Below are 13,232 nucleotides of genomic sequence, written 5' to 3' on the forward strand. Positions count from 1 at the left end.
AGGCGGCGGTTTCTGAGAGATCCCCGCGAGATCGGCGGTAACGGAAAGATAACGCACAGCTTGATGGTTTAGAACTGAGAATGCATCGCGAGAGGAGACCACACGATGGCAGATCGTAGTTTGCGTGGCATGAGGTTGGGTTCACAGAGCCTGCAGAGCGAAGAGGGCGTGACCTTTTCCCCACGCGTGAGTCACACGTACTTGTGTGCAACGTGCGAACGCGAGACGGTGATGATTTTCTCCGCCGAAGCCGAGGCACCAGATGAGTGGGAGTGCCGTTTCTGCTCCCAGACCGCAACCCGGTTGGTTGATTCGAAGCCCGTGGTCGTCGACCACTCCGACGAAAAGATCGCCCGCACCCACTGGGACATGCTCCTGGAGCGTCGCACCCGGGCCGAGCTCGAAGAGCTGCTGGAGGAACGCCTCGCGGTCCTGCGTCAGCGTCGGGGCCAAAAAGTCGGCGCGTAACCGGCTCAGCGGGCAGCCTGGCTCCCGCGCACACACCTGACGGCGTCGGCTAACCCCGGCGCCGTTTGCGTATCTTCGCGCGGTCGGCGACAACCGGCGCCGGCGCCAACCGGGGGCCGGCGTCGGAGAGCCGTAGGGCTCTGGCCGACACGACACAGAACAGCAGCCCCGCCAGGCCGAGGCCGGACACGAACCATTCCAGGGGCCGGCCGGCCGTCATCGCCGGTGTGGTCGACACGCTCAGCGGAACGGTCTGGATCATGGCACCGGGCACCCAGGTGGGCAGGCTGTCGAGCGTCTCACCGTCCGGCGTGATGATAGCGCTCGTTCCGACGGTCGAGATGTTCACCACCGTGCGTCCGGCCTCGATGGCTCGGAGCCTCGCGATCGCCAGCTGCTGCACCGACTCATCCGTGCGACCGAAGTCTGCGTTGTTGGTCTGGGCCAGGATGATCTCGGCGTCGTCGTCGATCATCTCGTGCACGAGCTGGTCGTCGGCGATGTCGAAGCAGATGGCGATGCCCGCGATGATGCCGTCGATGTCGAAGACATTGTCCCGGGTGCCGATCTCGTAGTCCCGGGAAACCAGGTCGATCAGATCGGGCGCGAACGGTCGCCAGAAGGCCCGGTCCGGCATGTACTCCGCGAACGGGACCGGGTGCACCTTGTCGTAGAGGTCGACGGCGCCGTCGTCGGCCGTCCAGAGCAACGAGGTGTTGTAGAACTTGCCGTCCCGCTCGGTGATGGTTCCGGCGATCAGCGGAGCATCCATGGCCCGGCTGATGTAATCCGCAACGCGGGCCGATTCCGTCGAGCGGAGCGGGTCGACGTCGATGCCGTTCTCCGGCCAGACGACGAAGTCGACAGGGTCACCCACCAGTGGCAGGGTCGCCGAGACGTGGTCGTTCAGGATCTGGCCGGGCTCATTCTGCGCGAACAGGCCGGCGTCGGAGGCGCCCTGCACGGCCGCGATACGGGCGGTCCCGCTTTGCAGGGTCGGCCAGGCGGGGAACGCCAACAGCACCGCCACCGCGGCCACCGCGATCGCAGACCTGGCGCCGACGCGCACCCCGGGCTCGCGGCACAGTTGCACAGCCAGGGCGCTGAGCCAGACCATCACAAAACTGAGACCAGACATGCCCACCCAGGCGATGAGCCCGTTGAACGGGCTCTCGGATTGGGAGATGGCGATGCGGCCCCAGGCGAAACCACCGTATGGCCACACCGCGGAAATCGCTTCCCGAGCCGTCCACAACCCGGCGACGACGACCGGCAGGACACCGATCCGGCCGGCGACGGACGGCCAGAGGCGTGGGCCGACGTTCAGCACCACTGCGGTGAGCGCCAGGCCGACCGCGAAGAAGAGCGCCTCGAGCCCGGCCAGGGCCAGCCAGGGCACCGGGCCGAGGTACAGGGTGAGCCAGCTGATGTGGATGAGCCAGAACGACAGGCCGGCCACCAGGCCGACCAGCAGGCCCGTCCAGGGCCCGCGTCCGAGCAGGGCCAGGAACATCAGCGCCGCACCGACGGGGGCCAGGATCCACCAGGACCGATCCGGGAACCCGGCGTCCATGATCGCGCCGGCGCCGGCGGCCAGCAGAATCGCCGCCCACAGGGGCAGGCCGGTGCGTCGGAGTATGCCGGTGTTCACTTCAATAGCCTAAGCGACCGAGGAATACGCCACGATGCCGCGCCGAATGGAGTCCATCGCCACCCGCGCCGTCCGACCGACGGGGCCGTCCGCGACGAGCGAGAGCTGGTCGAGGAGGTCGATGGTCTGCTTGGTCCAACGCACGAAGTCACCCGCAGCCATCTCGGCCTCCTCCAGCACCAGGCCGAGCGAGTCGCCACGCGCCCATTTCCACATCGCCAGGCTCAGACCACCCGCGAGGGGGTTGCTGCCGGGCAGCTTGTGGTCCCGTTCGAGGTCGTCGAGCTGGCTCCACAGGATCGAGGTGGCGTCCAGCGCGGGCCGGAACGGGCCTTTGGGCAGGAACCTCTCGTCGGTCTCGCCCTCGTCCCGGCGCGGTTCGAAGACCAGGGCGCACGCCATAGCGGCGAGGCTGGGCGCATCGAGGGAGTTCCAGAGGCCACGGCGCAGCGATTCGGCGACGAGCAGGTCGCGGTCGGCGTAGATGCGGCGCAAGATGCGGCCGCTCTCGCTCAGCGTTACGGCGCGGCCCTCGCCGGGCACAAGGTAGCCGAAGCCGAGCAAGACATCGGTGACCCTGTCGAACACCCGGGCGACGGCCCCGGTGCGGGCCGTGATCTGGCTGGTCAGCGCCTCGGTCTCCCGGGTCAGTTTCCACCACCTCTGTGCCCAGCGGGCGTGGGCTTCGCGGTCCGGGCAGCTGTGGCAGGGGTGCGCGCGCATGCGCTTCCGCAGAGCGGCCAATTCCTTCTGGCGCCGGTCCCGGCCCCGCGCATTCGAATCGGCGGCGGCATTCTCACGTTCGAGGTCGGACAGACGTCGCCGGATGCCCGAATACTCGGTGAAGTCGCCCAGGTGGCAGGCCATCGAGGTGGCGTACCCGTCCAGCGAACTCTGCTGCTGCCGCACCCGGCGGGCCAGGTCGACCACGGCGCGGTCGGCCTGGAACTGTGCGAACGAGGACTCCAGAACCTCCCGGGTGTGTTCCCGGCCGAACTGGTCGATGAGGTTGACGGCCATGTTGTAGGTGGGTTTGAAGCTGGAGTTCAGCGGGTAGGTGCGCCGGGACGCCAGCGAGGCGACGGCCTGCGGGTCCAGGCCCTGCTGCCATTGGATGACGGCGTGCCCCTCAACGTCGATGCCGCGGCGGCCGGCGCGACCGGTGAGCTGGGTGTACTCCCCCGGCGTGATCGGAACCCGCGCTTCACCGTTGAACTTCTCGAGCTTGTCGAGCACCACGGTGCGGGCCGGCATGTTGATACCCAACGCCAGCGTCTCCGTGGCAAAAACGGCTTTGACCAGTTTCTTCTGGAAGAGCTCTTCGACCACTTCCTTAAAGGCGGGCAGCATGCCGGCGTGGTGGGCTGCCACGCCCCGTTCAAGACCGTCGAGCCACTCCCAGTAGCCCAGAACGGCAAGGTCCTCGTCGAGCAGGGTGCGGCAGCGTTCGTCGACGATCTGCCGGATCTGATCGCGCTCGGCGGTGTCGGTGAGGCGCACGCCGGCGCGGAGGACCTGGCGCACGGCCTGATCGCAGCCGACCCGGCTGAAGATGAAGAAGATGGCGGGCAGCAGGTGCTTGCCCTCGAGCATCCGCACGATCTCGGCTCGGTCCATGCGACCGGACTCCGCTTGCGCGCGCTGCTGGTGGTACCTGCTCTGGTTCGAGCCGCGGCGGCCACGGCCTGACCTGTCGGAGAGCGGCCGACCGCCGGCCTGATTCAGTCGCACCAGCTCCGGGTTCACCCGGTGGGTGGCGGCCAGCCCCGACGAATCGAACAGGTCCAGCATCTTGCTCTTGACCAGCACGTGCTGGTCAAGAGGGACCGGCCGTTCCTCCGAAACAATGACGTCGGTGTCGCCGCGGACGGCCTGCAGCCAGTCACCGAATTCCTCAGCGTTGGACACCGTCGCGCTCAGCGACACCATCCGCACCGACTGGGGCAGGTGGATGATGACCTCTTCCCAGACCGCCCCGCGGAAGCGGTCGGCCAGGTAGTGAACCTCGTCCATGATGACGAACGCGAGATTGCCGAGCAGGTCGGAATCGGCGTAGAGCATGTTGCGGAGCACTTCGGTCGTCATCACGACGATCCGGGCGCCGGCGTTGACGTTGGTGTCCCCCGTGAGCAGGCCCACCTGGTCTGCGCCGTATTCGGCGACGAGCTCCTGGAATTTCTGGTTGCTCAGCGCCTTCATCGGCGCGGTGTAGAAGACCTTGGCGGTCTTCTGCTGCATGGCCAGGAAAATGGCGAACTCGGCGACGACGGTCTTGCCGGCGCCGGTGGGCGCGGCGACGAGCACGCTGTTCCCGGCCTCGAGCGACGCCCCCGCGGCGAGCTGGAAGGAATCCAGGTCGAAGCGCAAGCCCCGACGGAATGTCTCGAGTTTGGGGGTCTGCGCCCGCAGGCGTGCTGCTGTGTACCGGTCCGCCGGTGACTGGAGGTCTGTCATCTGGTGCGCTAAAGCGCCAACTCCCGTTCGAGGGCACGGGCGCGCCGGGCGGCGCGCTTGTCGTGCAGGTACGCGATTCCGTATGCGGCGAAGTACAGCAGGATCATCGGGACCGCGAGCATGAACATCGAGATCACGTCGGCGGCCGGGGTGGCGATGGCGGTGAAGAGGATGATCACCAGAACGGCGATGCGCCAGGACTTGATGATCGAGGCGGCGCTGATCACCCCGGCAAAATTGAGCAGGACCACAAAGACGGGCAACACAAAGGCGATGCCGATGGCGACGAGTAGTTTGAGGGTGAAATCCAGGTAGTTCTGGGCGTTGATGAAGGCCGCGTCCTCCGGCGGCGCGAAGCTCGTCATGAGGCCGACGACCTGCGGCAGCACATACCAGCCGGCCGCACAGCCGGCGAGGAACAGGGGCACCGCCGTCAGCACGAAGCCGTAGACGTACTTCTTCTCGCCGCGGGTGAGGCCCGGCATCAGGAACGCGAAGATCTGGTACAGCCAGATCGGGCTGGACACCACCAGGCCCACGTAGAACGCGATCTTCAGCTTGAGGTCGAAGGCAGAGGTGATGTCGGGGTAATTGATCTGTGCGTTCCGGTCCTGCGCCTCGATGATGGCGTAGATCGGTTCGCGCAGCGCGGACCAGACTCCCTCGGAGAGCATCCAACCTATGATGGCTCCGACGAGGATACCCGCGGCGGCACGGAACAGGCGCTTGCGCAGCTCGACCAGATGCTGGCCCAGCGACATCGTGCCCGCACGGTTCCCACGCTTGGTGGTGCGCACGGCCACGGGAGTTAGGACTTCGTCTGGTCGCCCGGGCCGACGGTCCGCGTCGTACCGTCAGCGGCGTCCGGGTGCGCCGGCGTGCCGGTCTTGTCTGCAGGCTCGTCAACGGTGTCGCTCTTGATCTCGTTCTTGAAGATCTTCATTGACTGGCCGAGGCTGCGGGCCAGGCCGGGCAGCTTGGGCGCACCGAACAACAGCAGGATGACGACGAGGATGATCAGAAAGTGCCATCCGGTCAGATTGCTCAACATGAGGGTCGATCCTCTGGCTTGTAGGGAGTGTGTTGGATTAGTTTACCCCGGTTGATCCTGAGATCCCGCCGGTGCGCTCGTCGGTGCGCACGCTCGATGCGAGCCTGGTCGATCGCGGCGGCCAGGTCCCGTCGCTTCTGGAACACCGCCGGTGAGAATGGTTTCCTCGGCAGCGCGGTGTCGAGGTCGAGTTCGGCCAGCTGGTCGCCAAGGTCTTCGAGGGCGCCGAAGGTGACCATCAGCTTGCGAAACAGGCGCACCGCGAACCAGGCCAGCATCGCGAGGAGCCCGGCGACCAGCAGCGCCCAGATCAGGATCCAGGACCAGACCGGCATCAGGTCGTCGCCCCGGCGGTGGGCTCGCTCTGCGCGGTAGCCGGCGACTCGTACCGGGCGGCGCCGGCGGCCGCCCACTCGGCGACGGTCTGTCTGGCCAGGCCCGGATCCACCACGGTGACGACGCCGGACAGGCCGGCAACGAGCCGTTTGAGACCGTGGAAGTGCGACACCCGCACCTGCGCCCTGGAGCGTCCCTCGTCGTCGGCCGGTCCGTGCGGAACCGGCCCATAGTCGGCGAGGAGTTCCAGGGCCGCAGCCGGCAGTTCGATCGTGACGGTGAGGTCGTCGGCCGTGCCCTGGAACAGGGTGTCCGGCAGGAGGACGCCGTCATCGTGGGCGTCAGCGGGCACATCCGTCGAACGCAGGTTGCTCATCCGGTCGAGTCGGAATGTGCGCATGGCCTCGCGCAGATGGCACCAGCCGCGCAGGTACCAATCGCTGTCGACCGATTCGATCCGCAACGGGTCGACACAGCGATGCTCATCGGTCCCCCGGGCATTGAGGTAGTCGAATTCCACCTGGGTACCCGCCCGCACGGCGGCTTGGATGACCGAAATGGCCACGTCGGCGTCGGTGCGGGACACCGCGAGCTGGCTGGGAGCGCCCGTGGAGCTGCGGGTGAGCTTGGCCATCAGCGTGGCGATGGCGTCCCGGTCGCCGTTCTCGGGGAGGGCGGAGAGATACTGCAGCCCGGCGATGAGCGCGGCTGCCTCTCGGGCCGAGAACCGCGGCGAATCGTCGATGGCTACCAGGTGGGTGAGGACGATGTTGTCGTTGGTTTCGAATTCGTCCCACTGGATGTCGAAGAGGTCGCCGTGCAGGTACTGCCGGGTCTCCCCAGGCACCCCCGACATGGCGATGAGGTTCACCGCATCCCGCACCCGCTCGGGAGTGACCCCGAAGTGGTCGGCCACCGCGGTGACGCTCACTTTGTCGTGGTCCATCAGATACGGCACGAGGGACAGCAGGAAGGTGAGCTTGTCCGATGCTCCGAACGCGACGGGCTTGGCGGCGGTCATCGTGCGGCCTCCGGCCGGGGCAGTGGCGTCTCGATCAGTGGGGCGTGGCTGTCCCGCACCCGGCGGAGCCGTTCCAGGACGGCGTCGATCAGGGTGGGCGGGGACAGCACGTAGACCTCCGGTCCGTAGCCGGCCAGCTCGTCGGCGAGGATGTTGACGTCGGTGTAGTGCAGTTCGACGCTGTCCGCGGCGCTTCCGGGCGCGCCGCGCTTGCTCAGCCGTACCGCGGCATCCGAGCCGGGTTCGACGGTGATCAGTGCGACCTGGGCCTGCCATAACGCGTCGAGTTCGGCGAGGGCCCGTTCGCCCTGACCGTCCTCGGCCGGCGCGATGGTGCGACCGGGCACGGTCACCACGGGGCCGACGATCCTGGCGAGCAGGAAGGTGCGGGTGGCTCCGGCATCCTGATCGGCGGCGTACAGGTGCCACCGGCCCTCGTGCAGCACCACGGCCAGCGGGGCGATGACCCGGCGGCGCGGCGCGCTCTCGCCCGGTTTGAGGTAGAGGAATGCGACGACCTGGCCGCGGTCCATGGCCTTGCCGAGGGGTTCGAAGGACGCCTCGCGGGCGCGCAGCGACGGTGCGTAACCGATCACAGGGTCGCTCGAGTCGATGCCGAGAGAGTTGAGCTTGGTGAGTGCGCGGCGGGATTCGGCGGAGAGGGACCCCTCCCGCCACACCGCGGCTGCGAGTTTGAGCAGCATGATCTCGTCGGGCGAGAAGACGATGTCTGCCGGCAGGTCGTAGAGTCCCTTGGGGATGCGGTAGCGCAGATGGTGGTTGCTGCCCGGGTCGTCGGGCGACTCGATGGTCTCGAGCGGGATGCCCAGTTCCCGGATGTCGTCCTTGTCGCGTTCGAACTGCCGCTCGAGGCTGGCGTTGTCACCGCCGACCCGGAACCGTTGCCGGTAGCCCTGCACGGTCGAGAGGATGTCGGCCTTGGTCAGGCCGATCTGGGTGGCAATGAGCGCAAGGACCAGGCTGAAGAGGCGTTCTTCGACAGTGACCGGGTGCGGCTGTTCTGGGGTGGGCGACACGTACGCGATTCTATCGGTGGTGCACTCAATGGTCGGCCCATCCCGTTGGGGACCGCGGGATGGGCCGGGAAGCCGGTTAGTCGACGCCGAGGATGTCTACGACGAAGACCAGCGTGGAGCCGGCCGGGATGGTGTCGGTCGCCTGGTCGCCGTAAGCCTGGTCGGGCGGGAGGACGGCAACGATCTGGGATCCGACGGTCTGGCCGATGAGAGCGTTGGCGAAGCCGGGGATCACGCCGCCCTCGGTGGTGGAACCGTCCGCGGCCACGAAAGCGGCCGGGGTTCCGGCGGCCCAGCTGGAGTCGAAGACCTCTTTGGAGTCCCAGACGACACCGGTGTAGTGCACGGTGACCGTGGACCCGTCGGTGACGGTCTCGCCGTCGCCCTTCTTGAGCACGCCGACCTTCAGCTCGGTGGGCGGCTCGGCCGAGGGAATCGTGATGCCGGGGGTGCCGTCATCCGCGAGGACCACGGCGGGCAGTCCGGCCACGGGCAGCTGGTCGGCGCCGTCGGCGCGGGTGAGGTACGCCTTGACGACGTCGAGCACGAACACGAGCGAATCGTCCGCGGCGACGCCGATGTCTTCGTTGCCGCCGGCCGGACCGAAGGTGTCGGCCGCCGACGCGACAACGGCGACCCTGGAGCCCACCTGGGCACAGAGCAGACCGTCGGTCAGGCCGGTGAGGGTCTGGTCGTTGAGGACAAAGCTGGCCATGGTGGTGCCGTCGTACGAGCTCTGCTCAATGGCCTCACCCGTGGTGGCGTTGAAGACGCTGAGGTCGACCTGCACCTTTTGGCCTTCGGTGAGGCCGGGGCCGGTGCCGTCGATGATCTCGCTGCGCTGAGTGGTCTCGGTCTTCAGCGGGGTCGGGAAGTCGACGGTGGGGGACGAACCGAACTTGCCGGTCACCTCCACCAGCTTGGACGCGTCGCCGGAGGACACCGGAGCCGTGCAGTCGGCATTGTCGGGGCCGGCGCTGCAGGCGGTCAGGGTCGCGAGCACCAGGCCGGCGGTTGCGATAAGTGCGGGAACTTTACGCACGGGTCCTCATTTCGATACGGGGAGGCGGCAGCGTGATGCCGTCGAGTGACTTTCGGGGTGAATGCTGGCCGAAACCGCTGGTGCGGGCGGCAGGCCGAAGCCCATCCTATCCGGCGTCGAGGTCCCGAGCCTTGGAGAGCGCCGCGCCGTTCTCGGCGGTGCGGTTGCGCTTGCGCATCACCTTGGCGCTGACGGACCTCTCGCCCAGGGCGCCCGGGGTCCACAGCTCGACGTCGGCGTCGCTGAAGTCAGTTTTTGAAGGGCGACGCTTGAGCTCGGGCAGGATCGTGTCCGGTGCGAGACGGCGGGCGGTGATGAGGAAACCGGTGTGACCGATCATCCGGTGGTCGGGGCGAACCGCGAGGCCTTCCACGTGCCAGCCGCGCACCATCGTCTCGTGTGAATCGGGGTTGGTGTAGTTGCCGGTGGCGCGGATGGCCTCCGCGACGCGGGACAGCTGGGTGACGGTGGCCACGTAGCAGAGCAGCACTCCCCCGGGCTTGAGCGCGTCGGAGACGACAGCGATGCACTCCCACGGGGCGAGCATGTCGAGCACGACCCTGTCGACCGACTGGGCCGGCATGGTCTCCGGCAGCGTGTCGGCGAGGTCGCCGAGCGTGATGGACCAGTTCTGCGGGTCGCTGCCGAGGAAGGTGGCGACGTTGGCGCGGGCCACGTCGGAGAATTCCTCCCGGCGTTCGAAGGAGGCCAGGGTGCCGGCCGGGCCGATGGCGCGGAGCAGCCAGAGGGACAGCGCCCCGGAGCCGACGCCGGCCTCGACCACCGTGGCGCCGGGGAAGATGTCGGCCTGGGCGAGGATCTGGGCGGCATCCTTGGGGTAGATGATGGCCGCGCCGCGGGGCATGCTCATGACGAAATCGATGAGCAGCGGACGCAACGCGAGGTGTTCGACGCCCACGTTGTTGGTGACGACGGACGCGTCGGGCAGGCCGATGATGTCGTTGTGCTCGAGGATGCCCCGGTGGGTGTGGAAAGTCTTGCCCGGTTCGAGGGTGATGGTGTTCAGCTTGCCCTTGGGGCCGGTGAGCTGCACTCTGTCGCCGGCGCGGAACGGACCGCTGTTCTGGATGACCTGGTTGTCGCTCATGCGCGTGTTGCGTCCTCGGTGTGGGTAACGGTGCGGGTGGATGGGGAAGGTCGTCGGGTCAGGTAGAGCTCCGTCAGGGTGGCCAGCGAGCTGCCGGTCAGGCTCTGCACCAGCGTGTAGTGCTCACTCTCCTCGAGGGGAACCATGTGCGGAACCGCGACGACGACGGCGCCGGAGGCGACGGCCGCTGCGACGCCGGGCAGGGAGTCCTCGATCGCGACGGAGTGCCTGGGGTCGACGCCGAGGATGCCCGCAGCGGTGAGGTAGGCCTCGGGGTGCGGCTTGCTCTGCTGCACCATGTCGCCGGAGACGATGGTGGCGAAGGCGTCGAAGCCGACGAGGTCGGCGATCTGGCGGGCCATCCTGTGTTCGGACATCGTCACCAGGGCCATCGGCATCCCGGCGCCGTGCAGTTCGGTGAGCAACTCGTGGGCCCCGGGGCGCCACGGGATGCCGGCCGAACCGAGCTGCTCCTGAACCCGGGTGGTCAGCACCTCGACGATGGCCTCAGCGGCGAGGTTCACCCCGCGGTTCTGCAGGATGGCGGCGGAGCCGAGCAGGCCGGAGCCCACCAAGAGCATGGCGTCTGCGTGCGTCCAGACGCCGCCGAAGGACTCCACGAGCTCGTGTTCGGCTCGCATCCAGTACGGTTCGGTGTCGACCAGGGTGCCGTCCATGTCCCAGAGAACGGCGGCGGGTGGGGACGAGAATGCGGGGATCAGTGTCACGGGGTTCAAGTTTAGGGGGCACGGCCTATCCTTGAAGGAGGCAACCCAGTCGTGGTGGCCGGAATACACGAGGTTTCACTCAAGTGACAGACGGCAATGGGTTCCTCAGCGGACGTCTCCTGGTGGTCGCCTTCGAAGGATGGAACGATGCGGGTGAAGCCGCAACGGGCGCCGTCAGCACGCTGAAAGAGCTCCTCGATGTCGAAGAGGTCAAGCGGATCGACCCCGAACTCTACTTCGACTACCAGTTCAACCGCCCCAGCATCTCCACCGATGAGGACGGCCACCGGGTCATCGAGTGGCCGAGCGCGGTCATGTACGGTCCCGTCGTTCCCGGGGCCAGCGGGGTTCCGTTGGCCGAAGACGCCCAGCTCAAGGTCAGCGGCACCAACGCCGGAAACATCTACCTGCTGGTCGGAACGGAGCCCTCGCGCAGCTGGAAGAGCTTCACGGCCGAGATCCTGGACTCCGTGCTCGCCGCGGATGTGAGCGGGATCGTCTTCCTCGGCGCGATGCTGGCGGACGTGCCGCACACCCGGCCGATCTCGATCTTCGTCTCGAGCGACAATCCCGAGGTGCGTGCCGAGTTGCAGATCGAGCGCAGCAGCTACGAGGGGCCCGTGGGCATCCTCAGCGTGCTGGCCTCGGCGGCCGAGACCGTGGGTATCCCGAGCCTGTCGATCTGGGCATCCGTGCCGCACTACGTGCACAACGCTCCGTCGCCCAAGGCCATGCTCGCCCTGATCGACAAGCTCGAGGAGATCATCGACGTTGTGATCCCCCGCGGCGACCTGGTTACCGACGCCTCCGAGTGGGAGACGGGCATCGACGCCCTCGCCGCCGAGGACGAGGAGATGGCAGCGTACATCGGTCAGCTCGAGCAGGCCAGGGACACCGTCGACTCACCGGAGGCCAGCGGAGAGGCGATCGCCCAGGAGTTCGAGAAGTACCTGCGGAAACGCGGCGACGGCGGCCGGGACGGCTGGGCCGACGGCCGTCAGGGCCCGGAGCCCCGCCAGCCCTAAGGCGGACCAGCCAGGGTGGGCTAGAGCTTGACGCCCAGGAGCGCGTCGATCGCCGCGGCGACGAGGGCGCGGTCGTCCACGCCGGCCGCCACAGCAGCGTCCACAGCGTCCAGGGCACCCCGGGTGTCGAGATCGTCGACCAGCGCGGCGCGCATCCGCTCGACAACCGCCGCAGCGCTCTCGAACGCCGAGACTGCAGCGCCGGCCGCGGAGTCAACGGGGTCGACGGGGCCGAAGGCCGACGTCCACGCCGCCAGGCGAGCCTCGGCATCAACCAACTGCTGCGCGGTCCACTCCCAGTCGGTGCGGTAGTGCTGAGCGAGCAGGGCCAGGCGGATGGCGCGTGGGTCGGTGCCGCCGGCCCGAAGGCGGGAGACGAGAACCAGGTTGCCCAGCGACTTGCTCATCTTCTCGCCCTGGTAGGCGACCATGCCGGTGTGGCTGTACACCTGGGCCAGCGGATGCCCGGACAGCGCGGCGGCGTGGCCGGCGCTCATGTCGTGGTGCGGGAAGATCAGGTCGCTCCCGCCGCCCTGCACGGTGAAGTCGGTGCCGAGCTCGGCGAGGGCGATGACCGAACACTCGATGTGCCAGCCGGGGCGGCCGGCCCCCACGGGTGACTCCCAGGAGGGCTCTCCCGCGCGGGCGGCGCGCCAGAGCAGCGGGTCGAGCCTGTCGCGCTTTCCGGCCCGGTCGGGGTCTCCGCCGCGCTCGGCGAACAGGGTGAGCATGGTGCTCTGATCGAGGTTGCTCTCCTCGCCGAGGGCCCACGGCGCCTGGCGCTCGGCCGCCCGGATGTCGAAGTACAGGTCGGCGCCGGGTCCGTCGGGCGTGGGCAGCGCATCCGGTGTCGGCACCTTGTAGGCCAGCGCGGACTGGCGCAGTGCCAGCACCGCGGCGCTGATGTCGTCGATGACGTCGGTCACGGCCACAAAATCGTCGGGCGGGATGATGCCCAGGGACTCCATATCGGCCCGGAACAGGTCGGTCTGCTCCACGGCGAGGTCACGCCAGTCGACGCCGGTCGCGGTGGCACGTTCCAGCAGCGGGTCGTCGACGTCGGTCACGTTCTGGGCGTAGTGCACCCGGTAACCGCCGTCACGCCACACCCGCTGCAGCGTGTCGAAGGCGAGGTAGGTGGCCGCGTGGCCGAGGTGGGTGGCGTCGTACGGCGTGATGCCGCAGACGTACAGCCTGGCCACGTCGGTCGGTTTGGCTTCGACGATCGAGTCCGTCGCGGTGTCGTGCAGGCGCGGGGCCTGTGAGAGTCCCGGAATCGACGGGATGACGGGGTGTGACCAGGCGCGCATA

13 protein-coding genes are annotated in these 13,232 nt (G+C 67.9%); 2 read left to right on the forward strand and 11 right to left on the reverse strand.

Translation table 11 applies throughout. The features are described from left to right. The first annotated feature begins 105 nt into the window (after positions 1-105). Positions 106-468, forward strand: coding sequence for an RNA polymerase-binding protein RbpA (locus tag E3O60_RS13280; protein WP_088456196.1), 363 nt, complete (start codon positions 106-108; stop codon positions 466-468). A 49-nt stretch (positions 469-517) separates the two neighbouring features. Here E3O60_RS13280 and lnt read toward each other — a convergent pair whose 3' ends face one another. From lnt to E3O60_RS13330, 10 genes are all read right to left on the reverse strand, one after another. Further along, on the reverse strand, positions 518-2,119 hold the full coding sequence (lnt, locus tag E3O60_RS13285) for an apolipoprotein N-acyltransferase (RefSeq protein ID WP_241983656.1): 1,602 nt from the start codon (positions 2,117-2,119) through the stop codon (positions 518-520). A 9-nt stretch (positions 2,120-2,128) separates the two neighbouring features. Then, the gene (locus tag E3O60_RS13290) at positions 2,129-4,573 is read right to left on the reverse strand and encodes an RNA helicase (protein WP_088456197.1); all 2,445 of its coding nucleotides are present in this window, start codon (positions 4,571-4,573) and stop codon (positions 2,129-2,131) included. Positions 4,574-4,581: 8 nt separating this feature from the next. Next, on the reverse strand, positions 4,582-5,376 hold the full coding sequence (gene tatC, locus E3O60_RS13295) for a twin-arginine translocase subunit TatC (RefSeq protein ID WP_370448653.1): 795 nt from the start codon (positions 5,374-5,376) through the stop codon (positions 4,582-4,584). Positions 5,377-5,381: 5 nt separating this feature from the next. Then, positions 5,382-5,624, reverse strand: a complete 243-nt coding sequence (gene tatA, locus E3O60_RS13300; RefSeq protein ID WP_088456198.1) for a twin-arginine translocase TatA/TatE family subunit — start codon at positions 5,622-5,624, stop codon at positions 5,382-5,384. Next, entirely contained in the window at positions 5,618-5,959 is a 342-nt protein-coding gene (locus tag E3O60_RS13305; protein WP_103459785.1) for a hypothetical protein, read from the reverse strand. The genes tatA and E3O60_RS13305 overlap by 7 nt, the downstream gene beginning before the upstream one ends. Continuing rightward, on the reverse strand, positions 5,959-6,981 hold the full coding sequence (locus E3O60_RS13310) for a YafY family protein (RefSeq protein ID WP_088456200.1): 1,023 nt from the start codon (positions 6,979-6,981) through the stop codon (positions 5,959-5,961). Before E3O60_RS13310 ends, E3O60_RS13305 begins: the two co-directional genes overlap by 1 nt. After that, positions 6,978-8,018 carry a YafY family protein gene (locus E3O60_RS13315; RefSeq protein WP_134498368.1) on the reverse strand — a complete coding sequence of 347 codons (1,041 nt, stop codon included), beginning with the start codon at positions 8,016-8,018 and terminating at the stop codon, positions 6,978-6,980. The genes E3O60_RS13310 and E3O60_RS13315 overlap by 4 nt, the downstream gene beginning before the upstream one ends. Before the next feature lie 76 nt (positions 8,019-8,094). Next, entirely contained in the window at positions 8,095-9,060 is a 966-nt protein-coding gene (locus tag E3O60_RS13320; RefSeq protein ID WP_088456202.1) for an FKBP-type peptidyl-prolyl cis-trans isomerase, read from the reverse strand. A gap of 106 nt (positions 9,061-9,166) precedes the next feature. Continuing rightward, positions 9,167-10,168: a tRNA (adenine-N1)-methyltransferase gene (locus tag E3O60_RS13325; protein ID WP_088456203.1), complete on the reverse strand. Its 1,002-nt coding sequence runs from the start codon at positions 10,166-10,168 to the stop codon at positions 9,167-9,169. Then, positions 10,165-10,896, reverse strand: coding sequence for an HAD family phosphatase (locus E3O60_RS13330; RefSeq protein WP_255416804.1), 732 nt, complete (start codon positions 10,894-10,896; stop codon positions 10,165-10,167). Before E3O60_RS13330 ends, E3O60_RS13325 begins: the two co-directional genes overlap by 4 nt. A gap of 83 nt (positions 10,897-10,979) precedes the next feature. On the opposite strand from E3O60_RS13330, the gene E3O60_RS13335 reads away from it, so the two are divergent. Next, complete coding sequence (locus E3O60_RS13335; RefSeq protein ID WP_088456204.1) at positions 10,980-11,921, forward strand: PAC2 family protein; 942 nt, start codon at positions 10,980-10,982, stop codon at positions 11,919-11,921. Between the two features lie 20 nt (positions 11,922-11,941). Here the strand turns inward: E3O60_RS13335 and mshC are convergent, their stop codons facing one another. Further along, positions 11,942-13,231: a cysteine--1-D-myo-inosityl 2-amino-2-deoxy-alpha-D-glucopyranoside ligase gene (gene mshC, locus E3O60_RS13340; RefSeq protein WP_088456205.1), complete on the reverse strand. Its 1,290-nt coding sequence runs from the start codon at positions 13,229-13,231 to the stop codon at positions 11,942-11,944. Position 13,232 lies beyond the last annotated feature (1 nt).

Source organism: Cryobacterium sp. TMB1-7 (assembly GCF_004402435.1).
GTDB lineage: Bacteria > Actinomycetota > Actinomycetes > Actinomycetales > Microbacteriaceae > Cryobacterium > Cryobacterium zongtaii.

Coding starts and splice junctions, on each gene's coding strand:
- E3O60_RS13280 (WP_088456196.1), top strand. CDS start 106: ATGGCAGATCGTAGTTTGCGTGGCATGAGGTTGGGTTCACAGAGCCTG.
- E3O60_RS13290 (WP_088456197.1), bottom strand. CDS start 4,573: ATGACAGACCTCCAGTCACCGGCGGACCGGTACACAGCAGCACGCCTG.
- tatA (WP_088456198.1), bottom strand. CDS start 5,624: ATGTTGAGCAATCTGACCGGATGGCACTTTCTGATCATCCTCGTCGTC.
- E3O60_RS13305 (WP_103459785.1), bottom strand. CDS start 5,959: ATGCCGGTCTGGTCCTGGATCCTGATCTGGGCGCTGCTGGTCGCCGGG.
- E3O60_RS13310 (WP_088456200.1), bottom strand. CDS start 6,981: ATGACCGCCGCCAAGCCCGTCGCGTTCGGAGCATCGGACAAGCTCACC.
- E3O60_RS13325 (WP_088456203.1), bottom strand. CDS start 10,168: ATGAGCGACAACCAGGTCATCCAGAACAGCGGTCCGTTCCGCGCCGGC.
- mshC (WP_088456205.1), bottom strand. CDS start 13,231: ATGCGCGCCTGGTCACACCCCGTCATCCCGTCGATTCCGGGACTCTCA.